This is a genomic window from Neorhizobium sp. P12A, assembly GCF_008365395.1.
In the GTDB taxonomy this organism is placed as follows: Bacteria; Pseudomonadota; Alphaproteobacteria; order Rhizobiales; family Rhizobiaceae; genus Rhizobium.
The window spans coordinates 16,599-39,510 of sequence record NZ_QOVX01000001.1 but is presented as its reverse complement, the minus strand read 5'-3'; the positions used below and the strand labels follow the sequence as shown (position 1 = coordinate 39,510).

At 60.2% G+C, this 22,912-nt stretch carries 24 protein-coding genes; 17 read left to right on the top strand and 7 right to left on the bottom strand.

From position 1 onward, the window contains the following. Positions 1-55 precede the first annotated feature (55 nt). Complete coding sequence (locus DTW90_RS00190; RefSeq protein WP_149335936.1) at positions 56-1,087, bottom strand: aldo/keto reductase; 1,032 nt, start codon at positions 1,085-1,087, stop codon at positions 56-58. Between the two features lie 248 nt (positions 1,088-1,335). Beyond that, entirely contained in the window at positions 1,336-1,932 is a 597-nt protein-coding gene (locus DTW90_RS00185) for a DUF922 domain-containing protein (RefSeq protein WP_132524017.1), read from the bottom strand. 156 nt (positions 1,933-2,088) lie between these two features. Here DTW90_RS00185 and cobA point away from each other — a divergent pair, with 156 nt between their 5' ends. The 12 genes from cobA (at position 2,089) to DTW90_RS00125 (ending at position 13,355) form a co-directional block, all read left to right on the top strand. Further along, on the top strand, positions 2,089-2,931 hold the full coding sequence (gene cobA / locus DTW90_RS00180; RefSeq protein WP_132524018.1) for a uroporphyrinogen-III C-methyltransferase: 843 nt from the start codon (positions 2,089-2,091) through the stop codon (positions 2,929-2,931). Then, complete coding sequence (locus tag DTW90_RS00175) at positions 2,928-4,235, top strand: cobyrinate a,c-diamide synthase (protein ID WP_149335935.1); 1,308 nt, start codon at positions 2,928-2,930, stop codon at positions 4,233-4,235. Before cobA ends, DTW90_RS00175 begins: the two co-directional genes overlap by 4 nt. Continuing rightward, positions 4,232-5,233 (top strand): threonine-phosphate decarboxylase CobD, encoded by a 1,002-nt coding sequence (cobD, locus tag DTW90_RS00170; protein ID WP_149335934.1) that lies wholly within the window; start codon positions 4,232-4,234, stop codon positions 5,231-5,233. Before DTW90_RS00175 ends, cobD begins: the two co-directional genes overlap by 4 nt. Beyond that, positions 5,230-6,210, top strand: coding sequence for an adenosylcobinamide-phosphate synthase CbiB (cbiB, locus tag DTW90_RS00165; RefSeq protein ID WP_132524021.1), 981 nt, complete (start codon positions 5,230-5,232; stop codon positions 6,208-6,210). The genes cobD and cbiB overlap by 4 nt, the downstream gene beginning before the upstream one ends. Positions 6,211-6,355: 145 nt before the next feature. Beyond that, a complete protein-coding gene (locus DTW90_RS00160; protein ID WP_149335933.1) occupies positions 6,356-6,784 on the top strand; it encodes a L,D-transpeptidase in 429 nt (142 codons plus the stop codon). Positions 6,785-6,988: 204 nt separating this feature from the next. Then, a complete protein-coding gene (locus tag DTW90_RS00155; protein WP_132524023.1) occupies positions 6,989-7,273 on the top strand; it encodes an acyl carrier protein in 285 nt (94 codons plus the stop codon). A gap of 134 nt (positions 7,274-7,407) precedes the next feature. Then, positions 7,408-7,881, top strand: coding sequence for a 3-hydroxyacyl-ACP dehydratase FabZ family protein (locus tag DTW90_RS00150; RefSeq protein ID WP_132524024.1), 474 nt, complete (start codon positions 7,408-7,410; stop codon positions 7,879-7,881). 37 nt (positions 7,882-7,918) lie between these two features. Next, positions 7,919-9,121, top strand: a complete 1,203-nt coding sequence (locus DTW90_RS00145; protein WP_149335932.1) for a beta-ketoacyl-ACP synthase — start codon at positions 7,919-7,921, stop codon at positions 9,119-9,121. A gap of 13 nt (positions 9,122-9,134) precedes the next feature. Further along, complete coding sequence (locus tag DTW90_RS00140) at positions 9,135-10,421, top strand: beta-ketoacyl-ACP synthase (RefSeq protein WP_149335931.1); 1,287 nt, start codon at positions 9,135-9,137, stop codon at positions 10,419-10,421. Between the two features lie 59 nt (positions 10,422-10,480). Next, positions 10,481-11,509, top strand: coding sequence for a zinc-binding dehydrogenase (locus DTW90_RS00135; RefSeq protein ID WP_149335930.1), 1,029 nt, complete (start codon positions 10,481-10,483; stop codon positions 11,507-11,509). A gap of 5 nt (positions 11,510-11,514) precedes the next feature. After that, entirely contained in the window at positions 11,515-12,453 is a 939-nt protein-coding gene (locus tag DTW90_RS00130; protein WP_149335929.1) for a lipid A biosynthesis lauroyl acyltransferase, read from the top strand. A 188-nt stretch (positions 12,454-12,641) separates the two neighbouring features. Continuing rightward, positions 12,642-13,355, top strand: a complete 714-nt coding sequence (locus DTW90_RS00125; protein WP_149335928.1) for a PAS domain-containing protein — start codon at positions 12,642-12,644, stop codon at positions 13,353-13,355. Positions 13,356-13,545: 190 nt separating this feature from the next. Here DTW90_RS00125 and DTW90_RS00120 read toward each other — a convergent pair whose 3' ends face one another. Both DTW90_RS00120 and DTW90_RS00115 read right to left on the bottom strand, forming a co-directional pair. Continuing rightward, on the bottom strand, positions 13,546-14,751 hold the full coding sequence (locus DTW90_RS00120) for a GTP-binding protein (RefSeq protein ID WP_149335927.1): 1,206 nt from the start codon (positions 14,749-14,751) through the stop codon (positions 13,546-13,548). 87 nt (positions 14,752-14,838) lie between these two features. Then, on the bottom strand, positions 14,839-15,810 hold the full coding sequence (locus DTW90_RS00115) for a zinc ABC transporter substrate-binding protein (RefSeq protein ID WP_149335926.1): 972 nt from the start codon (positions 15,808-15,810) through the stop codon (positions 14,839-14,841). Positions 15,811-15,911: 101 nt separating this feature from the next. Between DTW90_RS00115 and znuC the strand changes: the two genes are divergently transcribed. Genes znuC through DTW90_RS00095 form a run of 4 tightly spaced genes read left to right on the top strand, consistent with a single transcriptional unit; the run spans position 15,912 to position 19,001 of the window. Continuing rightward, a complete protein-coding gene (gene znuC / locus DTW90_RS00110) occupies positions 15,912-16,790 on the top strand; it encodes a zinc ABC transporter ATP-binding protein ZnuC (protein ID WP_188079850.1) in 879 nt (292 codons plus the stop codon). Further along, entirely contained in the window at positions 16,783-17,610 is an 828-nt protein-coding gene (locus tag DTW90_RS00105; protein WP_149335925.1) for an iron chelate uptake ABC transporter family permease subunit, read from the top strand. Before znuC ends, DTW90_RS00105 begins: the two co-directional genes overlap by 8 nt. After that, complete coding sequence (locus DTW90_RS00100; RefSeq protein ID WP_132524032.1) at positions 17,607-18,002, top strand: Fur family transcriptional regulator; 396 nt, start codon at positions 17,607-17,609, stop codon at positions 18,000-18,002. The genes DTW90_RS00105 and DTW90_RS00100 overlap by 4 nt, the downstream gene beginning before the upstream one ends. Before the next feature lie 51 nt (positions 18,003-18,053). Then, the gene (locus tag DTW90_RS00095) at positions 18,054-19,001 is read left to right on the top strand and encodes an alpha/beta hydrolase (protein WP_149335924.1); all 948 of its coding nucleotides are present in this window, start codon (positions 18,054-18,056) and stop codon (positions 18,999-19,001) included. Between the two features lie 4 nt (positions 19,002-19,005). Here DTW90_RS00095 and DTW90_RS00090 read toward each other — a convergent pair whose 3' ends face one another. Then, complete coding sequence (locus DTW90_RS00090) at positions 19,006-19,536, bottom strand: gamma carbonic anhydrase family protein (RefSeq protein ID WP_149335923.1); 531 nt, start codon at positions 19,534-19,536, stop codon at positions 19,006-19,008. 14 nt (positions 19,537-19,550) lie between these two features. Beyond that, positions 19,551-20,243 (bottom strand): fumarylacetoacetate hydrolase family protein, encoded by a 693-nt coding sequence (locus DTW90_RS00085; RefSeq protein WP_188079880.1) that lies wholly within the window; start codon positions 20,241-20,243, stop codon positions 19,551-19,553. A gap of 398 nt (positions 20,244-20,641) precedes the next feature. On the opposite strand from DTW90_RS00085, the gene DTW90_RS00080 reads away from it, so the two are divergent. Next, positions 20,642-21,736, top strand: coding sequence for a porin (locus DTW90_RS00080; protein ID WP_149335921.1), 1,095 nt, complete (start codon positions 20,642-20,644; stop codon positions 21,734-21,736). Positions 21,737-21,820: 84 nt separating this feature from the next. Here DTW90_RS00080 and ugpC read toward each other — a convergent pair whose 3' ends face one another. After that, positions 21,821-22,900, bottom strand: a complete 1,080-nt coding sequence (ugpC, locus tag DTW90_RS00075; RefSeq protein WP_149336970.1) for a sn-glycerol-3-phosphate ABC transporter ATP-binding protein UgpC — start codon at positions 22,898-22,900, stop codon at positions 21,821-21,823. Between the last annotated feature and the right edge of the window lie 12 nt (positions 22,901-22,912).

Sequence of the window (22,912 nt, the reverse complement as noted above, 5' to 3'; positions counted from 1 at the left end):
CAGATCACTTGGGAGTAAGGAGGCTCGCCGCAGATCGCGGCGGGCCTCGTCTCTATTAGCGGCCGCCTTCCATCTTGCGGTGCCGCTGGTTGGTGCCACCGTCGCCATAGGGATAGGATGACGGCTGCGGTGCGCTGATGTCGTTCAGCGTCGCCATTTCTTCTTCGGTGAGGCGCAGCTTGGCCGCGGCCAAGTTATCGGCGAGTTGCTCCTTCGTGCGGGCACCGAGAATGACCGACGTTACCGCCGGTCGTGCCGCGGTCCAGGCAAGGGCAACCTGCGCCATGCTGACATCCCGGGCCTTTGCGATCTTTTCCACTGCTTCGATGATCGCCCAGGTGCGTTCCTGAGCGTTACGCTGGGCATAGGATTCCATACCGCGGGATGGATTTTCGCCAAGGCGGGTGGCACCGGTCGGCGTATTGTCCCGCTTGTACTTGCCCGTCAACCAGCCGCCGCCAAGCGGTGACCAGGGCAGGAGCCCCATGCTGGCATCCTGGCAGGCCGCGACGATTTCGAGCTCGATGTCGCGGACCAGCAGATTATATTGCGGCTGCAGCGTCACAGGGCGCGTGTAGCCCTGCGCCTTGGCGATTTCGGAAGCCTTGGCAATGTGCCAGCCGACATAGTTGGAAAAACCGTAATAGGCGATCTTGCCTGCACGAACCGCGTCGTCGAGGAAGCGCAATGTCTCCTCGATCGGCGTCAGCGCGTCCCAGGCATGCATCTGGTAAAGGTCGATCTGCTCAATGCCGAGGCGGCGAAGCGAATCATCCAGCGCCTTGCCGAGATGGCGGCGCGAAAGGCCGAGATCGTTCGGACCCTGTCCCATCGGGAAGCGCCCTTTGGTGGCGATGACGGCCTGGTCGGCTTCGGTCGGTCGCGCCTTCAGCCAACGGCCGATGATTTCCTCGGACTTGCCGGCGCTGTAGACGTCGGCGGTATCGATGAAGTTTCCGCCGCCGGCGAAATAATCGTCGAGCAATGTGTGAGATGTTTCCTCATCGGCCTCGTTGCCGAAAGTCATGGTGCCCAGGCAATAGGCGGTGACGATAGCCCCGGTGGGACCGAGCTTGCGATATTCCATTCCTGCCTCCTCTTTCGGAGCGCCGGCGGCGACGCAGACAGCCGTCGAGCAGAGCCAACGCTCCCTCATTCAGTCGCTATGTGTTGGTTGACACGGCAAATGCCGCCAAGTGATCCGGCGATCTGTGCCGGCGCGCAGACGATAGTCGACTTTTGTAACTTCAAGAAATCAAAATAATGAAAGCTGCGCTCTGATGCGTCTGCGCAATTCCGGACGCAAAACCGCTGTTGGCTTTTGCTGGAATTGCCTTACGGACCGTTCGCCAGGGCAAGAATGAGTTGCTGGATGTTGCCATCCTTGCTCATCTCGACGCGGTCGAATTCGGTGTCGCGCTGCCGCTGCTGCAGGGACAGGTCGCCGAGGCGCTTCGTCAGCTCGACGCGGATTTTCTTGCAGTCCGGATCATCAGGGGCCGACAGGCCGACGCTCGTCTGCTCGATTTCCCTGACCAACTGCTTGATGCTGTCGCCATGGACCGCCTCGTGCTTGCGCACGCCCGCGATGAAAGTCTCCCAGCTTTGGCGGACCGGCGCGGGGAGCGTCGATGCAGGCCTGGGCAGCGTGTAGGTAATAATCAATTTCGGAACGGCTGAGACGAGGACGCACGCATTGTCTTGCGGAACGTATTGCCGGGTCCAGGTCAGCTTGAAACCTGTATGCGCGATCGTGCGCCCAGTGCCGAGAGTAGGCCCGTGTTCGCCGATCGATTCGTAAAGTTCAGCGCCGGTCTTGCCTGTGATGGGATAGGTCTGCACCTTTTCGACCGCCTGCCATTCGGCAGATGCGGCAATCGGCAGCGCCCCTGATATCAGCGCCGTTAGACAAACTTTCAGAATCGCCTTCACGCATCCTCCGGACAAGCTTTGCGGTGCGAAGACTAGCGTTGGCGGATTGCGCTTTCAATGCTGTCCGGTGGCGTTCGATGCCGCAAACGAACATCCGCTTCGGCGGCATTGCTGCCAATATTGCAATTCCGCCCGACCGGGCATAGGACAGCTTGGATGAACGACACCGCATTTTCCAATCTTCCGGCGATCGAGCCGGGCAGCGTCTGGCTCGTGGGCGCCGGGCCGGGCGATCCTGGGCTCTTGACGCTACTTGCGGCCAAAGGGCTTTCGGAAGCCGATGTCATCGTCCATGACGCGCTCGTAAATGAGGATTGCCTGAAGCTTGCCCGTCCGGGTGCGGCGGTGGAATATGCCGGCAAGCGGGGCGGAAAGCCGTCGGCGAAGCAGCGCGATATTTCGTTGCGCCTAGTGGAGCTTGCCCGCTCTGGGAAGCGGGTGTTGCGGCTGAAGGGCGGCGATCCCTTCGTATTCGGTCGCGGCGGCGAGGAAGCGCTGACGCTCGTCGAACATAATATCCCGTTCCGGATCGTGCCCGGAATTACGGCCGGCATCGGTGGCCTTGCCTATGCGGGAATTCCCGTGACGCACCGCGATGTCAACCATGCCGTCACCTTCCTGACCGGCCACGATTCATCGGGTGTCGTGCCTGACGCAATCAATTGGGAAGCCATCGGCAAGGGCTCTCCTGTTATCGTCATGTATATGGCAATGAAGCATATCGCTCAGATCAGCGCCAATCTCATCGCTGCCGGTCGCTCGCCGGACGAGCCGCTCGCCTTTGTCTGCAATGCCGCCACCTCGGCGCAGCAGGTGCTGGAGACGACGTTGGGCGAGGCCGAGGCAGCGGTTGCCGCCTCCGGACTGGAGCCGCCGGCGATCGTCGTAGTCGGCGAGGTTGTGAAGCTCAGGCCGTCGCTCGATTGGCTCGGCGCGCTGCAGGGACGCAAATTGCAGCCCGCGCCGCATGCGGCCGACGGCCGGAAGGCATCGGCATGAGCGGCCTGCTCATAGCGGCACCTTCCTCCGGGTCCGGCAAGACCACGGTGACCCTGGGATTGCTGCGCGCGCTAAAGAAAAAGGGAATTCCCGTCGCACCGGGCAAGGCTGGTCCGGACTATATCGATCCGGCCTTCCATGCGGCTGCCGGCGGCACGCCTTGCCTCAATTTCGATCCATGGGCGATGCGGCCGGAGTTGATCTCAGCCAACGCATCCCGACATGTGGCTGGCGGCAAAACCCTGGTCATCGAAGCAATGATGGGACTTTTCGACGCGGCGGCTGACGGCAAGGGATCGGCGGCGGACCTTGCAGCCCTGCTTTCGCTCTCGGTCGTGCTTGTCGTCGATGCCTCGCGGATGTCGCAATCGGTGGCAGCCCTTGTTAGCGGCTTTGCCAATTTCCGCGCCGATATCCGCATCGCCGGCGTCATTCTCAACCGTGTCGGCAGCGAGCGGCATGAGACGATGCTGCGGGATGCACTTAATGCGATACGGATGCCCGTCATTGCGGTCGTTCGCGCGGACAAGAGCCTGGCGCTGCCGGAGCGGCATCTTGGGCTTGTTCAGGCCGGAGAACATAACGGTCTTGAGGATTTCATCGAGCGTGCGGCGAAGGCCGTTTCCGCGGAATGCGATTTCGAAATGCTGCTGCGCGCGGCGCATCAGGGCATGAAGCGCGCGGCGGCAGCGAATATCGAGCGATTGCCGCCTTTGGGTCAACGCATCGCTGTTGCGCGCGACATCGCCTTCGCCTTCTCCTATGAGCACATGCTGCTCGGCTGGAAACGGCGGGGAGCCGAGATTTCCTTCTTCTCACCGCTTGCCGACGAAGCGCCTGCGATTGATGCGGATGCGATTTATCTGCCCGGCGGCTATCCGGAGCTGCATGCAGGCAAACTTGCCGCCGCGGGTCGCTTTCTTGAAGCCATGCAATCGGCGGCAGCCCGTGGCGTGCGCATTTACGGTGAATGCGGTGGCTACATGGTGCTGGGCGAGGGCCTTGTTGACGCATCGGGCGAGCGGCATGAGATGCTCGGTCTTTTGCCCGTCGTCACCAGCTATGAGACGCGCGAACGCCATCTCGGCTATCGGCGGGTAAAGCCACTCGCGGGCTCTTTCTTCGATCGCCCGATGACGGCTCATGAGTTTCACTATTCGACGATCGTTTCCGAGGGACAGGCGGAACGGCTGTTCAGCGTCCACGACGCGCGTGGCACGGATCTCGGCCTTGCAGGCCTGCAGCGAGGGAATGTCGCGGGCTCCTACATGCATCTGATCGATATCGCTCGCGAGGCTGCATGAGCGGCAGGATATTGCATGGCGGCGGCATCACCGCGGCGGCGCGGCTGTTCGGCGGGAAGCCCGAGGACTGGCTCGACCTATCGACCGGCATCAACCCCAATCCGATTGTGCTCCCCGAAATTCCGGTTTCGGCATGGCATCGATTGCCGGATCAATATTTGACAGAACGGGCACGCAAGGCGGCGGGGGATTATTACCGGAGCGGCGACATTCTGCCATTGCCGGTCCCCGGGACGCAGTCGGTCATCCAGCTCCTTCCACGCCTTGCCGGACGGGTCGGGCGCGTCGCGATCCTGTCACCGACCTACGGTGAGTATGCCAAGGCATTCGAGGCAGCTGGTTTTGAGATTGACAGGATTTGCGATCTCGATGTGGTGGGTGGCGAGCATTCAATCGTCGTCGTGGTCAACCCCAACAATCCGGATGGCCGGGTGATCGGCGTAGAGCGCCTGCGGAAAATGCACGATCGATTGGCGGCGCGGGACGGTTTCCTCATCGTCGACGAGGCCTTCGGCGACATGCGGCCCGAGGCGAGCCTTGCTCCGGTTTCAGCTTCGATGCCGAATCTCGTCATCTTTCGCTCCTTCGGCAAGTTCTTCGGCCTGGCCGGCTTGCGCCTCGGATTTGTCATCGCCAAGGCTTCCCTCCTCGATTGCTTCGAAGACTGGCTCGGTCCATGGGCGGTCTCGGGCCCCGCTTTGTCGCTGGCGGCCTCGCTGCTTACCGAGGATACAACATCGATCCGGGCACGCATCGCCGAGCGCCGAAATGCGCTTCAGGAGGTCTTGTCAGGGGCGGGGCTGACGGTTGCCGGCGGTACGGAACTTTTCGCGCTCGTTGCCGATGGCCAAGCGAGCGACATATATTCGCATCTCGGCCGTCATCACATTCTGGTCCGCAAATTCGACTATGCGGCGGATTGGTTGCGGTTCGGCCTTTGCCCCGACGAGGATGCCGACATCAGGCTCGCCGAGGCTCTTGCGGATTTTAAGACATGATAATCGACGAACACCTGCTCATTCTCGTCCTGGCCCTGATCCTTGACCGAATCCTCGGCGATCCGGACTGGCTCTGGTCACGGATGTCGCATCCCGTCGTCGTTTTCGGCAAGCTGATCGAAATCTTCGACCGAAGGTTCAATCTCAAGCATCTGCCGGGGATGATCCGCCGTCGCAACGGCATCATGTCGATCGTGGCCCTGCTCTTCATTGCGCTGATTGCCGGTTGGGCGGTGCACGGCTTCCTCGCCTTCTTCGGCTGGCTCGGCATCATGCTGGAAGCGCTTCTGGTTGCTGTTTTCATGGCGCAGAAAAGCCTTGCGGACCACGTCAACGAGGTTTCCAAGGCATTGCGGAGCGAGGGCCTGGAAGGTGGACGCGCTGCCGTTTCGCGCATCGTCGGACGCGATCCCGAGACTTTGGACGAGGCGGGGATCTGCCGTGCCGCGATCGAAAGCCTGGCGGAAAATTTCTCGGATGGGGTCGTGGCGCCCGCGCTCTGGTATGCCGTCTTCGGGTTGCCGGGACTGTTCATCTACAAGATGCTGAACACGGCCGATTCGATGATCGGCCACAAGTCGGAAACCTATATCGACTTCGGCTGGGCGGCTGCCCGGCTTGATGATCTCGCAAACTGGCCGGCGGCGCGGCTGTCGATCCTGCTGATTGCCGTTGGGGCTTTTGCCAAGAATGGCCTTGCTGCACTGGGCAACACCATACGCGTTGCGGTTCGCGACGGCGGGCTGCATCGCTCGCCCAATTCCGGGCGGCCCGAAGCCGCCATGGCGGGCGCATTGGATATCCAGCTTGCCGGTCCGCGCGTCTATGGGGGCGAAATGGTTCGGGAGCCGATGATCAACGGGGCGGGCAGGGATATCGCGACCGTCAGCGATATCGAGGCTGGCGTTTCGATCTTCTACTCGGCCTGCTCGGTGCTTGTCGCCCTGGCGTTCGTCGCCTTTCTGATGCTGCTTTAATCGTTTCCTTAATGCGTCCGGTAAAATTCCCTCGACAATATTGTGATCGCAATCAGCATGGGCATTAAGCAAATGTAATCTCGCCTTCAATAGTGTCTCCCCGGGTTCTGAATATCCAAAAGTGGATTTTATGAAGGGGACGATTATGACGAAGACAATGACGGCTCTGGCCGCGATTTTATGTTTGCAGTTTCACGTCGCTTCCGCAAATGCCTCTGTTCTGGTGGCCCAAGTCAACATTCCTACGCAGACGATGACGGTAACGGAAGACGGCGTCACCATGTATCGCTGGAAAGTTTCGACGGCTCGCAGGGGCTATGTTACGCCAGCGGGCTCCTATACTGCGAAGTGGCTATCGCGCGACCATCATTCGAAGAAATACGACAATGCGCCGATGCCATACGCGGTTTTCTTCAATGGCGGCTATGCCGTTCACGGGACCTATGAGCTGAAGCATCTCGGCCAGCCCGCTTCGCATGGCTGCGTTCGCCTGCAGCCGCAGAATGCCGCGACTTTCTTCTCGCTCGCGCAGGAAGCCGGGCTCAGGAACACGCACATCATCATCGGCGACTGAATCGCAATGAGCGCCGGTGATGCGCTCAGGACCGGTGCGAGAAGGCGTTCTACCTCTCATGGGGCGCCTTTCGCCATGAGGCACCTTGTTTCATTGCTCTTTGGGCAACAGTTATTGGGCAAATTTCCGGGGCTTCGGGCGGAAAGCATTGGCTTTTGAAATGGATTTCCCTATGAGGGGGGTTAAACTTTCATTTCAAGAGGTATGGGCGTGACCGCTACATTCGACAAAGTTGCCGACATCATCGCAGAAACCAGCGAAATCGACCGCGATACGATTACGCCGGAAAGCCATACGATTGATGATCTCGGTATCGATAGCCTCGACTTCCTGGACATCGTTTTCGCCATCGACAAGGAATTCGGCATCAAGATTCCGCTGGAAAAGTGGACGCAGGAAGTCAACGAAGGCAAGGTTTCCACAGAGGAATACTTCGTCCTCAAGAACCTCTGCGCCAAGATCGACGAACTGCGCGCCGCCAAGGGCTGACATTCGTCCAATCTTTTTTGAACGCCCTGCCGCTCTGAAATATGGCGGCCGGGCGATTTCGTTCCTAACTATCGAATCCCGCCCACGCTTTCCTTCCCTATCGTGTCGGATCGGGGGCCGGATTGGAGACTGCGATGCTGCTGGAATATTTCCAGATGATCGACCGGGTAGAAGCCGTCGACCTGTCCAAGGGCGTGCTGAAGGCGCGCTCGGTCGTTCCTGCCAAGAGCCCGGTTTTTGAAGGGCATTTCCCCGGCATGCCACTGGTTCCCGGTGTTCTTTTGATCGAGACCATGGCGCAGGCATCAGGCATGCTGGTTCTCGCCGTCACCAATTTTGCCGCAATGCCGTTTTTGATGACCGTCGATGGCGCCAAGATGCGCACCTTCGTCGAGCCGGAGGCCGTGCTCGATATCGAGGCGCTGCTGGAGCATGACGGGTCGGGGTTCGCGGTGACGAAAGCGAAGATTTCCATTGCGGGCAAGAAGGTTTGCGATGCGCAGTTGAAGCTGCGAACCATGCCGTTTAATGAAGTGCCGCTCGGCGATATCGTGCGCAAGCGGGCAGGTGAGGTCGGGCTTCTCGACGCCATTGCCGCGGGCGCTTGAAGGTGCATGCCGGCTGGCGCAGCAAGAGGATTGATGAATGGGCAAGGCTCAGAATGATGTGGTGATCACGGGTATCGGCATCGTCACATGCCAGGGCGTCGGCAAGGACGCGCATGTGGAAGTGCTGACGGCCGCCACCACGCCGAAGACCATTATAGAGACCGAGAAGTTCAAACCCTATCCGGTGCATCCCCTGCCTGAGATCGACTGGTCGCAACAGATCCCGAAGCGCGGCGACCAGCGCCAGATGGAAAACTGGCAGCGCATCGGTGTCTTCACCGCCGGCCTGGCACTCGATGATGCCGGCTTCAAGGACGATCTCGAAGCCTGCGGCACGATGGACATGATCGTGGCAGCCGGTGGCGGCGAGCGCGACATCAATGTCGATACGCTGATCGTCAACGAAGGCCTGAAGCGTAACGACCGCGAATTGCTGCTGAACGAGAAGCTGACGACCGAGCTGCGTCCGACCCTGTTCCTAGCGCAGTTGTCCAATCTTCTGGCGGGCAACATTTCGATCGTCCACAAGGTCACCGGCTCGTCGCGAACCTTCATGGGCGAAGAAGCCGCCGGCATTTCTGCCGCCGAGACCGCCTTCTATCGCATCAAGTCGGGAGAATCGAGCCATGCGCTCGTTGGCGGCGCCTTTGCGGCCGAACGCCAGGACATGATCCTGTTGTTCGAGGCGATCAACGGCCATGCGCAGGGTGGCTGGCAGCCGCTTTGGTCCCGCAAGCCGGAAGACGGCGGCGGCATCATCAGCGGGTCGGTCAGTGCATTCCTGGTGCTGGAGTCGCGTGCGCATGCCGAAGCCCGTGGCGCGCATATTTATGCCACCCTCGACGCGATCGAAGGCGATCGCGGCAACCGCGACGACGGCAAGTTCGAAGCCCGTCTGGAACGGCTTTTGGACCAGGCTGGCAAGAATGCGGGCGAGGCGCTGATCCTGTCCGGCAGCAGCGGAATGCTTGATCTGGCTGCGCGCGAGAAGGCGGTGATCGACGCAAAGTTTCCTGACGCGCCGATCCGCGGATATGGCGGGGTCACCGGCCACGGACTTGAGGCACAATTCCCGCTCGGGCTTGCGTTGGCCGCCCTTGCCGTTGCCAACAAGGCGAAGGTTCCGGCCTTCGACAGCGAGAATGAAAAGCCCATGACAACGGGTGCGACGACTGCAATCGTAACGACGGTCGGCCATGTGCGCGGCGAGGGTGTCGCCGTTCTTTCGGCTGAAGCGTGAGGAGCCAATCATCATGACAGATTCCGCCTACAAGGATCATCTCGGTCGCCCGATCGTTGCCGTGACCGGCATGGGCATAATCACGTCTCTGGGCCAGGGGCTGAAGGACAATTGGGACGCGCTTTCTTCGGGAACCTCCGGGATCCACGATATCACCCGGTTCCCGACCGACGGTCTGTCGACCCGCATCGCGGGCACGGTTGATTTCATTGATATTCCGGTTCCGAACGCCGTTGAGCGCTCCTATGCGTTTGCCCGCGAGACGACGATCGAGGCGCTGGCGCAGGCCGGGCTTTCCGGCGACTTCAACGGCCCGCTTTTCCTTGCCGCGCCGCCGATCGAGCCTGAATGGAGCGCCCGCTTCGAGCTTGCCGACCGTTCGCCGCCAGCCGATCATGACGGTGACGTCTACGAGCGTTTCATGGCCGCCATGCGTCAGCGGCCGGATCCGGCCTTCCAGGAAGCGGCGCTCTTCGGCGCCATTTCGGAGCGCCTGTCCGATCGTTTCGGTACGCGCGGTCTGCCGATCACGCTGTCGACGGCCTGTGCATCGGGCGTGACGGCAATCCAGCTTGGCATCGAAGCGATCCGCCAGGGCCGCACGACCCGGGCGCTTACGGTTGCGACCGACGGTTCGCTGAGCGCCGAGGCGCTGATCCGCTTCTCGCTTCTGTCGGCTCTCTCGACGCAGAACGATCCGCCGACCAAGGCGTCGAAGCCCTTCAGCAAGGATCGTGATGGCTTCGTCATCGCAGAAGGTGCTGCAACGCTGGTGCTTGAATCGCTGGAATCGGCCGTTGCCCGCGGCGCCAAGATCCTCGGCATCATGAAGGGCGCCGGCGACAAGGCGGACAGCTTTCATCGCACCCGGTCTTCGCCCGATGGTGGCCCGGCGATCGCAACGATCCGAGCCGCACTTGCAGATGCAGGTATCGAGGAAAGCGCCATCGGCTATATCAACGCCCATGGCACCTCGACGCCCGAGAACGACAAGATGGAATATGGCGCGATGTTGGCCGTCTTCGGCGAGCCGCTATCTGCCATTCCTGTGTCTTCGAACAAGTCGATGATCGGCCACACGCTGACGGCAGCCGGTGCTGTCGAAGCGGTGTTCTCGCTGCAGACGATGTTGACCGGCACGCTGCCGCCGACGATCAACTACAGCAATCCGGACCCGGCCATCGCGCTCGACGTCGTGCCGAACAAGAAGCGGGAAAAGCAGGTCAATGCCGTGCTTTCCAACTCCTTCGGCTTCGGCGGACAAAACGCAAGTCTTGTCATGGCGCTTGAACCGGCTTAAGCGGTTCGCCGACAAAAATTCAATACTGACAGAGACGCCCGAGGGCGAAGGATTTTGCCATGCGCGCCTTGCAACTGATCGATGACCGTAAGCTCGAAATCACCGACTTGCCTGAACCGGATGCTCCGGGTCCCGGCGAGGTCACGCTGCGCGTCAAGGCCGTCGCCCTGAACCATATCGATGTCTGGGGCTGGCGCGGCATGGCCTTTGCCAAGCGCAAGATGCCGCTGGTCATCGGCGCCGAGGCGTCGGGTGTCGTGGAATCGATCGGCCCGGGCGTGGCCAACGTACTGCCGGGCCAGCTGGTCGCCGTCTATGGTGCGCGCACCTGCGGTCTCTGCCGTCCATGCCGCGAAGGTCGCGACAATCTCTGCGAACATGTCGGCGGCGTTCACGGTTTCCATCTGGACGGCTTTGCGCAGGAGAAGGTCAATCTGCCGGCCCGCCTGCTCGTTCCGGCGCCTCCCGGCGTCGATGCGGTTGCCGCTGCCGTGGCGCCCGTCACCTTCGGCACCGTCGAACACATGCTGTTCGACAATGCCAAGCTTGAGCCGGGTGAAACGATCCTCGTCCATGCCGGCGGTTCGGGTATCGGCACGGCTGCGATCCAGCTTGCCAAGAAAATCGGCTGCACCGTCATTACGACCGTCGGCTCCGACGACAAGATCGAGAAGGCGAAGGCGCTCGGCGCCGATCACGTCATCAACTATCGCACCGACCGCTTCGAAGGCGTGGTGCGCAAGCTCACCAAGAAGAAGGGCGTCGACGTCGTCTTCGAACATGTCGGCAAAGACACCTGGGCGGGCTCGATGCTCTGTCTGAAACGGGGCGGTCGCCTGGTCACCTGCGGTTCCACCTCGGGCGTTTCGACCGAAATGAACCTGATGATGCTCTTCCAGCAGCAGTTGAAGCTGCTCGGCTCCTTCGGCTGCCGCATGGAGAACATGGCAGATGCCATGCAGAAGATGGGGCGCGGGCTCGTTCATCCTGTCATCGATACCGAAGTGGGCTTCGATGATATCGACCGGGCGCTGGAGCGGATGGAGTCGCGTCAGATCTTCGGCAAGATCATCCTCAAGATGGACTGATCGGGTTGAAACTCTTTATTACCCGCATCGTTCTGTCGCTGATGCATTTTCGGCAGTGGCTGGTTGCACAGATCATCTTCGGATTCCTGAATTTCCTGAAACTGTTTCCGGCTGACGGCGGCATTCGTTTTGCCGACTGGCTGACGCGGCTCATCGGGCCGCGGATGCAGCGTCACAAGCTGATGGTAACAAACCTTCGCAACGCGTTTCCGGAAAAGAGCGACGCGGAAATCGAAGAGATCGCGCTTGCGAGCTGGGGCAATATGGGCCGGTTGGCGGCGGAGTATGTCTTTCTCGACCGGCTCTTCGATTTCGACCCTGAGCGTGCCGAGCCGGGCAGGGTGGAAGTCTCAGGCATTCCGATCTTTCTTGAGCTGCGGGACAATCCGCGGCCGTTCATCGTCTTCACTGGCCATACAGGCAATTTCGAGCTGCTTCCGGTAGCGGGCGCCGCTTTCGGATTGACGGTCACCGTTCTATTTCGTCCGCCGAACAATCCTTACGTCGCGCAAAAAGTGTTCGATTTCCGCAGTGCGCGCATGGGTCATCTGGTGCCATCCCATGCCGGCTCATCCTTCGCGCTCGCGCGGCAGTTGGAGGCGGGGGCTGGCGTCGGGGTGCTGGTCGACCAGAAGTTTCGCAAGGGATTGAAGACGACTTTTTTCGGCCGCGAGGTGAAGACAAATCCGTTGCTGCCGAAGCTTGTGCGGCAGTTCAATTGCGAGGTGTATCCCGCGCGATGCATCCGGCTGCCGGGAAATCGCTACAGGCTTGAAATTGAGCCAAAATTGGAATTGCCCCGTGACGAGCGCGGCAACCTTGACCTGCCGGCGACGGCGCAGATGTTGAACGACAAGGTCGAGGGATGGGTCAGGGAAAATCCGGAGCAGTGGCTCTGGTATCATGACCGATGGAATATCAAGAAGGCGCTGTTCAAAAAATAATCGCGGGCTGAAAGCTGAGTTTATCCACCGCTGGTTTAGGCGCTCACGTTGAACGTGAGAAGGATTCATGTTAGTCCGGTCCCAATAAATCTGTCGGGGATAACAAACGACAGGTGGGGATGTTCCCTGTGTATGGCCAGGGTCTGGTGGGGTCCGGATTCTGCAAATATGCGGGATAGGAGGTCATCTTGCTGGCACTCTTCCACGCTTTTTCGTCCAAATGCGTTCAGATCCAACGGGCGATCAAGATGGGCGACGACGTTCTCGTCGCGGCTCTTGATAGAGAACTAGCCCCGCTCGTTGCTGCTATTCTGGCTTACCGGGCATCCAGTATGCTCGAGATCTACATGCAGCTTCAGTTCATGAGCAATCTCATCCGCCAGGAGGCCGATGACCGGACAAGCGTGATGCGCAATTGTTCAGCGCTTGCCACGCTCCTGCATCGCTATTTTGCCGGGGCTGAGGTTGCGGCTATGGATGCGCTGCTGTCGTTCGCCAGCGAGGGGCCCGATCGCGGGAATGCGGTCTTTGGCGATGATGAGGTGCTCAGCGATCTCGTGCTCGACAGCCTTCCCGACCGGGTCGCCGTCATTACGCGGGATTATCGCTATCTCTATAGCAACGCCGCCAATAACGCGTACTTGAATACCAAGCAGATGGATCTGCTTGGTAGGCATCTTTCGGAATTTATCGGCCTCGAACGGTTCGAGCAGCGTGCCAAACACAAGCTGGATGCCTGCTTCGCCGGCGAGAGCGTGGATTATATCTATCGCTCCTACTTTACCGCCGATGCCGGGCAACCCATACGATGCCGGATGACCCCGGTCCGTGCGAAGGGCGAGATCATCGGCGCTCTGCTCATGCTTCAGGATGTCAAGGTTGCGGCCGACGTGGTGGCCTGAGCCGCCTAGGGGCCGAAGAGCAACCGTTCGATCACGCCGACGGCGGTTCGGGTACGCGTGACGACGGGTTTGTCCTGGTGCTCACCTAATGCGGACTTTGGCGCAACCGCTTTGTCCGCCTCCGGCTCTTCAGTCTCATCGCTCTCGCATTCCGTGCAGAAGCATCGGAACGCCGTTGCTTGCGTGATACTCATGCGGCCGACCTGTTCCAACTGGCAAACGGATCGGGGAGGTTGCGCCATAGATCGGGTGTAAATTCCTCGGCCTCGATCAGGCAGGCATCGAGTTCCGCTCTGATCTTGCCTTCGTCCATCGGATCGGCGCCGATGAAGACCAGTTCTTGGCGGCGGTCACCCCAGATCGGATCGAGGTAAGGCGTCAATGCCCTGGTAAAGGCTGGTTCGCTTGGCCATTGTTCCTTCGGTACGGAGGACCACCAGAGGCCCATGCGGCCGGTGCGAACCAGAGCGCCGGCCTGGCTCATTTCGCCGACATGATGCGGCCGAGTTGCCAGCCAGAAGAAGCCCTTGGCGCGCACGACGCCCCGCCATGAGCTGTCGAGGAAGTGTTGAAATTTCGTGGGATCGAAGGGTTTCTTCGCGCGATAGACGAAGGACCGGATGCCGTATTCCTCGGTCTCGGGGATGTGGTTCTTGAAACCGTGAAGCTCCTTGTACCAGAGCGGATGAGTCTCCGCCTCGGCAATATCGAAAAGCCCGGTGCCCAGAATGGCCTTTGGATCGACCGTCCCGAAATCCGTTTCGATCAGACGGGCATCCGGATTGAGGCCGACGATGATTTTCCGGGCAGCGTCTCGTTGTTCTGATGTCGCCGTCCCGACCTTGTTGACGATGACGACATCGGCAAACTCGATCTGCTCGACCAACAGGTCGATGATGGTTCTGACATCGCCTTCTCCGGCCGTTTCGCCGCGATCCGCGAGGAAGTCGGTTGAACCATAGTCCGCCAACAGGTTGGCGGCATCGACAACGGTCACCATCGTATCAAGCTTGGCGACGTCAGAGAGGCTGTCGCCGTTTTCATCGCGGAACTCAAAGGTGGTTGCGACGGGAAGCGGCTCGGCGATACCGGTCGATTCAATCAGGAGATAATCGAAGCGGCGCTGCTCGGCGAGCTGACGGACCTCCTTCAGCAGATCGTCGCGCAACGTGCAGCAGATGCAGCCGTTGGTCATCTCGACGAGTTGTTCTTCCGTACGAGAAAGATTGGCGCCGCCATCCCGCACCAGCGATGCGTCTATGTTCACTTCGCTCATGTCGTTGACAATCACGGCGACGCGCATGCCTTGTCTGTTGCTGAGGATATGGTTGAGCAGCGTCGTCTTTCCGGCTCCGAGGAAGCCGGACAGGACGGTCACCGGAAGTTTGGTATTCATGATAACCTCTTAGTTATGTTATAAAATAACACGCGATGTTAAAGAAAAAGGCGGATCGATGCCCGCCTTTCATGGGACGTGAATGCTTCAGCTGTTTTGAGAGAGGCAGGTTTTCAGGGAAGCGGCAATGCCGTGCATCAGATCGAAATAGAGGTCAGGGCCTTCTTTCAGCGTCGCGGCCTCGGGATCAAGCACGCCGGACTTGGCCTCGGTTCCTTCGATGACGACGTTGATGAGGCGCGGTTCGAACTGAGGTTCGGCAAAGACGCATGTCGCACCCAGAGTGCTGACCTTGTCATGGATTTCCGATACGCGGGCCGCACCGGGAATGGTTTCCGGGCTGACCGTGATCGAGCCGGCGACATGCACGCCGTAGCGGCGCTCGAAATATTGATAGGCGTCGTGGAAGACGACGAAGGGCTTTTCCTTGACAGGCGCAACGGTTGCCGCGATCTCCGCGTCGAGGGCATCGAGCTTGTCGTCGAGAGTTTTCTGGTTTGACTGATAGGTCAAGGCGTTGGCGGGATCGGCAGCCACGAGCGTGGTGGTGATTTCCGTTGCCATGGCCTTGGCGTTCATGGGGTCGAGCCAAAGATGCGTGTCGAATGCGTCTAGGCCGCCATGGTCATGCCCGTCGCTTGCCGTGGCGCTGGGTTCATCGCCATCATTGTCGGCCTCGAAGGCGCCGCCCTCGCGGTAGCGGAGCTTGGTCAGGCCCGGCGCCTTGTCGAGTTCGGCGATCACGGCATTGTTCCCCAGTGCCGACAGAGGCTTCTCCAGGAAAGCTTCCATGCCAGGGCCGACCCAGAATATGACCTTGGCGCTTTCCAGCGCGCTCGCATTCGAGGGCTTCAGCGAATATGTATGCGGAGAGGAAGCGCCTTCGACGATGAGCTTCGGTGCGCCAACGCCATCCATGATCGCTGCCACGAGGGAGTGGATCGGCTTTATCGACACCACGACATCAGGTGCGTCGTCGGCCGCCGCTGTTCCGGCGACGAGCAACGTCGCTGCGAAGGGAAGCATGAGCCGGGCAAGGATGGCACCTGTCAATTTCATTCGAAAGCTCCGCTTGAATGGAGTCTGTTATATTATTACATCAATTGCGTAACGCTATAACGTGTGCGATAGCAGGACGCAACAGTGCAAACGGAAAATTGATGCTTTCACCCGCGAACAATCAGGCTGAAACGCTGGTCTCGCTTAACGGCGTCGGTGTCCGACGTGGTGGCCGCTGGCTGGTACGCGGCGTCGATTTCTCGGTCAGCCGCGGCGAGATCGTAACCTTGATCGGGCCGAACGGTTCGGGGAAGTCGACGAGCGCGAAGACGGCAATCGGCGTGCTGAAGCCTGACGAGGGCCGCGTGGAGCGGAAGGCGGGCCTCAGGGTCGGCTACGTGCCGCAGAAGCTTGCAGTCGACTGGACCTTGCCGCTGACCGTGCGGCGGCTGATGACGTTGACCGGCCCCTTGCCGGAGCAAGAGCTTGTAGCCGCACTTGAATCGGTCGGCATTTCCCATCTGGCGAAGGCGGAGGTACAGCATCTCTCCGGCGGCGAATTCCAGCGCGCGCTGCTTGCCCGCGCCATTGCCCGCAAGCCCGATCTGCTGGTGCTCGACGAGCCGGTGCAGGGTGTCGACTTCAACGGCGAGATTGCGCTCTATGATCTCATCAAGTCGATCCGCAATTCCATCGGCTGCGGCATCCTTTTGATTTCTCACGATCTGCATGTTGTCATGGCGGCGACCGATACTGTGGTCTGCCTGAATGGCCATGTCTGCTGCCGTGGTACGCCACAGACGGTCAGCCAGAGCCCGGAATATGTCCGGCTGTTCGGGACCCGCGCCGCACAGTCCCTGGCGGTCTACAGCCATCATCACGATCACACGCATCTGCCGGATGGCCGGGTGCTTCACGAGGATGGCTCGGTGACGGACCATTGCCATGCCGGCGACGGGCATCACCACGACCATGGACATGATCACTCCCATCATTCTGCTGACGATGTAAGCCACGCGGGAGGTGTCCGCGGTGCTTGACGAGTTCTTCCTGCGCGCGCTCGTTGCCGGGGTAGGGCTGGCGCTGACGACCGGTCCGCTGGGCTGCTTCATCATCTGGCGGCGCATGGCCTATTTCGGAGACACGATCTCGCATTCGGCGCTGCTCGGCGTCGCGCTGTCGCTGCTGTTCCAGCTCAATCTGACGATCGCTGTCTTTGCTGTCGCCGCGACGGTGTCGATCCTGCTGCTTTTCCTGCAGCGACGACAGGCGCTTTCGGCCGATGCGCTGCTCGGCATTCTTTCCCACGCGACGCTCGCGATCGGTCTTGTCATGGTCGCCTTCATGAGCTGGGTCCGCATCGATCTGATTGCCTTCCTCTTTGGCGATATTCTCGCCGTCAGCTGGACGGACATAGCCTTGATCTGGGGCGGCGGCATCGTCGTCCTGGCGGCCATCACCTGGCTCTGGCGGCCGTTGCTGGCATCCACCGTCAATCCTGATATCGCCGAGGCGGAGGGCCTTAGGCCGGAGCTGGCAAGGCTGTGCTTCATGCTGCTGATGGCGGTCGTGATCGCGATTGCCATGAAGATTGTCGGCATCATGCTGATCACTTCGCTTCTAATCATTCCCGCCGCCACGGCCCGGCGTTTTGCACTCACGCCCGAGACAATGGCGATCTTCGCCTCGCTGATCGGTGCCGTCGCGGTTGTCGGCGGCCTGTTCGGCTCGCTCCGCTACGATACGCCCTCCGGTCCCTCGATCGTGGTCGCGGCGCTGATCCTTTTCGTCATCAGCCTGCTTCCCTTTGCGCAGAGAGGCCATGGCCGGGGCGGTCAACAGGAAGGACAAGGTTCATGAGCACTCCGCAGCTGACAAAGAACCAGGCGCTTGTCTTCGACGTGCTGACCAAGGCGGAAAGCCCGCTCAGCGCGTATACCATTCTCGACAAACTGCGTGACCAGGGTTTCCGGGCGCCGTTGCAGGTCTATCGTGCGCTGGAGAAGCTGCTGGAATATGGCGTCGTCCACCGGCTCGAAAGCATCAATTCCTTCGTCGCCTGCGCGCATCCTGACGAGAACTGCCATAACCATGGGCTTGTGGCATTCGCGATCTGCGAAAGCTGCGGCCAGGTCATCGAATTTCACGATCATGAGGTCGATCATCGCCTGATGGACTGGCTGCGATCACAAAAATTTAAACCTGAAAAGGCAACCATCGAAATCCGTGGGCATTGTGCAACGTGTTCGTAAAAAACATGTGGCATACGCTCAGCACAGTTTGTTGGGCGAGGCAGGCGGATTATGGATGTAAAAAGACGGAATTTTCTGGCCGGCATTGCTCTGGCCGCAGCAGCTTCGCAATCCAAGGCAGTAGCAGTCGCTTCGACACCCGATCCTAACCTTGAGATCATCAATCTCTGGCCCGGCCGTCCTCCCGGCGGCGCAGGGCCGGCGGCGAGTGAAGATTTGACGCCACGCGGCGCGCTGACACAGATTTCTACACCGCGCATGATCGTGCACAAGCCTGACAAGCCGAGCGGCGCTGCCATGCTGCTCTGCTCCGGTGGTGGCTACGAGAAGGTCGATATCGTCAACGAAAGTACCCCAGCCTCGATATATTTCGCTTCTCGCGGCATTACCGCGGTGGAACTGGTCTATCGCGTGCCTCAGGAAGGTTGGAGCATCCATGTTCCGTTCCTCGACGGGATCCGGGCGTTGCGCATGCTGCGGTCCGAGGCCGAGCGGCTGCAGATCGATCCGGCAAGAACCGGGGTCGTGGGCTTTTCTGCCGGCGGACATGTAGCCGGTATGCTGGCGACCGGTGCGGCTGAGAGCTTCTATACGCCGGTAGACGATATGGATCAGGAACCTTTCAAGCCTGCGTTCGGCACCCTGCTTTATCCCGTCATCACCATGACGGCGCCTTTCGACCAGACACAAAGTCGCCTCAAGATCTGCGGCAAACATCCGCTCGAAGATATGCGGGAGATGTTTTCGGTCGAAAAGCACGTGACGAAGGAGACGCCGCCGATCTTTCTTGCCCACGCGATGGATGATCCGATCGTGCCGGTCGACCATACTCTGATGATGTTTCATGCGCTGCGTCAGGCGGGGGTCGATACCGAGATGCACATCTTCCAATCGGGCGGCCATGGCTGGGGCATGGGGAAAACGCGCCCGGCGGTGCGAAGCTGGGCGCAGCTTGTCGAGACCTGGCTGCATGTGAACGGCATGCTGACGACGGTTTGACGTCTCAGTCGATGCGTCGCAGATCGCGGGCAAAACGCCGCCAGTTGGCGACGTAGTTGCGAGCGGAGCGGCGTAGCCCTTCCACCTGTTCCTCATCCAGCGATCGGACCACCCTTGCCGGCGAGCCCACGATCAGCGAGCCGTCCGGAAATTCCTTGCCTTCGGTGATCAGCGCGTTTGCGCCGACAAGGCAATTGCGGCCGATCTTTGCGCCATTCAGGACGGTCGCGCCCATGCCGATCAGCGAATTGTCGCCGATCGTGCAGCCATGGACGATCGCATGGTGGCCGATGGTGCAGCCTTCGCCGATCGTCACTGGAAAGCCCGGATCGGTATGGATCATCACGCCTTCCTGAATATTGCTCGCGCTGCCGATACGGATCGGCTCGTTGTCGCCCCGCAGGACGGAGCCGAACCAGATGCCGACATCTTCTCCGATCGCCACCTGACCGATGACAAAGGCGTCGGGCGCCAGCCAGAAGCGATCGGAGGGCGGGGTTTTCGGAGCAAAGTCGGCAAGCGCGTAGAGCGGCATGATTTCCTCCTCGGTCAGATTACCGAGAGCGTCAGCGTGCCGACGCCGTCGACGCCGCAGATGATGCGGTCACCCTTCTTCACTGGCCCGACGCCGGCGGGCGTGCCCGTCATGATGACGTCGCCGGGCGCGAGGGTAAAGAGCTTCGAGAGCTCGGCGATAATCTCCGGGATTTTCCAGATCATCTGGTTCAAGTCGCCATTCTGGACGCGATCGCCATTGAGTTCCAGCCAGATGGCGCCCTTGTCGGGATGGCCGATCCGCTCGGCGGGGACGAGGCTGGAGACGGGGGCCGAATGCTCGAACGCCTTGCCGATCTCCCAGGGACGCCCGGCCTTCTTGGCTTCGCCCTGCAGGTCGCGGCGGGTGAAATCAATGCCGACGGCATAGCCGTAGATACAATCCATTGCCTTTTCGGCCGGAATATCCGCGCCGCCAGCCTTCAGCGCGATGACCAGTTCGACTTCGTGGTGGACGTCGGAGGACAGCGGCGGGTAGGGGAAATCGCCGCGCTGCAGCAGGTTGTCGGCGTTCTTCTGGAAGAAGAATGGCGCTTCGCGACTCGGGTCGTGCCCCATCTCGATCGCATGGTCGGCATAGTTGCGACCGACACAGTAGACGCGTCGCACCGGAAAGGCAGCGTCGCTCCCTTCGATCTGCAGGAGAGTGGGCTTGGGAAAAGGGATAACAGTCTTCGGATTTTCAATCATTGTGGGCTCACTTGGTGAAGGCGTCGACAATCTCACTCAGCGGCACGCTAGCGCAAACGCTATTGGACTGAAATCGGCTAAGCCGGATATTTTGCCGCATCCGATTTTTTGACTGTGTCTTGGGTGCAACGCCGGGGAGGTTTGATTCGGGCTCGACGTTTGGAAAATCTTTCTAATCGGCTGTGCTTCATTTGCAACATCGGCGCCTTTTCGATACCGGCAAAAATAGTTTGCCTGACTTAGCATATTGCCAAATCACGCCCCGGGGGCCTAGCACTGGGCCGTGGAGCTTGATTGCTCCCACCGAAAGAAACCGTCTGGAGGAGGCGCGACAGGGCGCAAAATCTATTGCGAAATCCTGATCTTCCATCCGACATTTCGAATTGGAGTAACTGATGAATATCAAGGGGCTTCTTTTTGGCTCCGCTGCTGCACTCGCAGCAGCATCCAGCGCTCACGCGGCAGATGCTGTCGTCGCCGCCGAGCCTGAACCGCTCAACTACGTCCGCATTTGCGATGCCTATGGGGTTGGCTATTTCTACATTCCGGGTACCGAGACCTGCATCAAGATCGGCGGCAAGATCCGCACCGAAGGCGAGTGGTATGACGCCTACAACCCGAGCAGCCGCGTTGGCACGCTCTGGCATGACCGTACCGAGCTCAATATCGATACAGCGACGGATACCGAATTCGGCGCTCTGAAGACCAACACCATCTTCCGTTGGGAATGGAACGACGGAGGCAGCACCTCCTCGAAGCTCCTGTTCGCCAATATCAGCCTTGGCGGTTTCACGGTCGGCAAGCTCGATTCGCAGTATAATCTCTATGCGGGTTATGCCGGCGACGTCATCAACGACGACGTGATCTATGACGGTCCTTACGAACTGAACCAGTTGACCTACAACTACGACAGCGGCACCGGTTTCACCGGCGTGATCTCGTTGGAAGACAGCAACTCGACCTCGACCGGCGACGCCTCGTACGGCGCTTCGTGGTGGACCGACGATAAGGAAAACCACTACGCTCCCGACGTTGTCGCGGGTCTCGGCTACACGACCGGTACGCTCGGCTTCAAGGTTGTCGGCGGTTACGACTCGATCGTTGAAGAAGGTGCCATCAAGGCTCGTATCGATGCGAAGCTCGGCGGCGTGGAAGCCTTCCTGATGGGCGGCTGGAACACCGACGGCGACAAGCTGAACAAGTATGCCGGCACCAACCAGGACCGCTCGGCTTGCCCGGTTGATCATCCCGAGCTTTGCGGCTGGGGCGATTGGGCTCTGTGGGGCGGCGTTGGCGTTCCGTTCAACGACAAGCTGAAGTGGAACCTGCAGCTGGCCTACACGGACTCCAAGATCTTCGAAGCCACGACGAACCTGAAGTTCAACCCGGTCAAGAACCTGCTCGTCGAGCCGGAACTGACCTACGTCCATTACGACTCGATCAACGACGATACCGTTGCCGGTATCCTTCGCTTCGAGCGTAACTTCTGATTTGACCTAATCATCGACGAAGAGAAGGCCCGGCATATTGCCGGGCCTTTTGCTATGCAGACGCCAGTACCCGCGATAGGGTGCCTAGAGCGCGGAGCCATCAGCGGCAAAGAGGTGGCAGCGCTCCGGATCGATACTGATCGTCACCGTTTCGCCGGCGCGCATGGGCTGCTGGTCCTCCAGCGCGACAGTCAGCGTCTGCCCACCCTTCAGGGACGTGTAGAGTACGGTCTGCCCGCCGAGATGTTCGACGAGATCGACGCGTGCCTCACCGAGCGAAACGCCGCGATCGGCAACCGTCAGGTGCTCAGGACGCGCGCCGAAGGTCACGGGATCGCCGGTCTTGGCTGAGGCAAGGTGACGGGGAAGCCGCACCGATTTTCCGTTGATTTCGACCGTCGTCGCGCCATCCTCGGTGCCGGCGATTTTTCCCTCGATGAAATTCATCTTCGGCGAGCCGATGAAGCCGGCGACGAACTTGTTCTTCGGCTTGTTGTAGAGGTCGAGCGGCGCGCCCACCTGTTCGATGCGCCCAGCGTTCAGCACCACGATCTTGTCGGCCATGGTCATGGCTTCCGTCTGGTCGTGGGTGACGTAGATCATGGTGTTGCCGAGGTTCTGGTGAAGCCGGGCGATTTCAACACGCATCTGCACGCGCAGTTCGGCGTCGAGGTTGGACAGCGGCTCGTCGAAGAGGAAGATATTGGGCTCGCGCACGATCGCCCGGCCGATCGCGACGCGCTGGCGCTGGCCGCCGGAGAGCTGCTTCGGCTTGCGCTGCAGAAGCGGCTTGATCTGCAGGATATCGGCGGCACGCTCGACGCGCGGCTGGATTTCCTGCTTCTTCATGCCGGCCGTTTCCAGGCCGAAAGCTAGGTTCTTGTAGACGGTCATATGCGGATAGAGCGCGTAGGACTGGAAGACCATGGCGATGCCGCGCTTGGCGGCGGGCACGTCGTTCATTCGCTCGCCGTCAAGCAGCAGCGATCCGCCCGAGATCGGCTCAAGGCCGGCGATCATTCGAAGGAGCGTGGACTTGCCGCAACCGGACGGGCCGACGAAGACGGCGAATTCTCCCGGCTCGATTTCAAGGTCAATGCCGTGCACGACCTGAAATTCGCCATAGCGCTTGACGACCTTCTGCAGGGAAACGCTCGTTGCCATGGTCTTCTCCTT

What these genes read in the sequence shown, in the direction of transcription:
- DTW90_RS00095 (WP_149335924.1), top strand. Translation starts at nt 18,054, where the DNA reads ATGGATGTAAAAAGACGGAATTTTCTGGCCGGCATTGCTCTGGCCGCA.
- ugpC (WP_149336970.1), bottom strand. Translation starts at nt 22,900, where the DNA reads ATGGCAACGAGCGTTTCCCTGCAGAAGGTCGTCAAGCGCTATGGCGAA.
- DTW90_RS00115 (WP_149335926.1), bottom strand. Translation starts at nt 15,810, where the DNA reads ATGAAATTGACAGGTGCCATCCTTGCCCGGCTCATGCTTCCCTTCGCA.
- DTW90_RS00150 (WP_132524024.1), top strand. Translation starts at nt 7,408, where the DNA reads ATGCTGCTGGAATATTTCCAGATGATCGACCGGGTAGAAGCCGTCGAC.
- DTW90_RS00160 (WP_149335933.1), top strand. Translation starts at nt 6,356, where the DNA reads ATGACGAAGACAATGACGGCTCTGGCCGCGATTTTATGTTTGCAGTTT.
- cobA (WP_132524018.1), top strand. Translation starts at nt 2,089, where the DNA reads ATGAACGACACCGCATTTTCCAATCTTCCGGCGATCGAGCCGGGCAGC.
- znuC (WP_188079850.1), top strand. Translation starts at nt 15,912, where the DNA reads ATGCTTTCACCCGCGAACAATCAGGCTGAAACGCTGGTCTCGCTTAAC.
- DTW90_RS00135 (WP_149335930.1), top strand. Translation starts at nt 10,481, where the DNA reads ATGCGCGCCTTGCAACTGATCGATGACCGTAAGCTCGAAATCACCGAC.
- cobD (WP_149335934.1), top strand. Translation starts at nt 4,232, where the DNA reads ATGAGCGGCAGGATATTGCATGGCGGCGGCATCACCGCGGCGGCGCGG.
- DTW90_RS00120 (WP_149335927.1), bottom strand. Translation starts at nt 14,751, where the DNA reads ATGAATACCAAACTTCCGGTGACCGTCCTGTCCGGCTTCCTCGGAGCC.
- cbiB (WP_132524021.1), top strand. Translation starts at nt 5,230, where the DNA reads ATGATAATCGACGAACACCTGCTCATTCTCGTCCTGGCCCTGATCCTT.
- DTW90_RS00090 (WP_149335923.1), bottom strand. Translation starts at nt 19,536, where the DNA reads ATGCCGCTCTACGCGCTTGCCGACTTTGCTCCGAAAACCCCGCCCTCC.
- DTW90_RS00080 (WP_149335921.1), top strand. Translation starts at nt 20,642, where the DNA reads ATGAATATCAAGGGGCTTCTTTTTGGCTCCGCTGCTGCACTCGCAGCA.
- DTW90_RS00140 (WP_149335931.1), top strand. Translation starts at nt 9,135, where the DNA reads ATGACAGATTCCGCCTACAAGGATCATCTCGGTCGCCCGATCGTTGCC.
- DTW90_RS00190 (WP_149335936.1), bottom strand. Translation starts at nt 1,087, where the DNA reads ATGGAATATCGCAAGCTCGGTCCCACCGGGGCTATCGTCACCGCCTAT.
- DTW90_RS00155 (WP_132524023.1), top strand. Translation starts at nt 6,989, where the DNA reads ATGGGCGTGACCGCTACATTCGACAAAGTTGCCGACATCATCGCAGAA.
- DTW90_RS00145 (WP_149335932.1), top strand. Translation starts at nt 7,919, where the DNA reads ATGGGCAAGGCTCAGAATGATGTGGTGATCACGGGTATCGGCATCGTC.
- DTW90_RS00175 (WP_149335935.1), top strand. Translation starts at nt 2,928, where the DNA reads ATGAGCGGCCTGCTCATAGCGGCACCTTCCTCCGGGTCCGGCAAGACC.
- DTW90_RS00100 (WP_132524032.1), top strand. Translation starts at nt 17,607, where the DNA reads ATGAGCACTCCGCAGCTGACAAAGAACCAGGCGCTTGTCTTCGACGTG.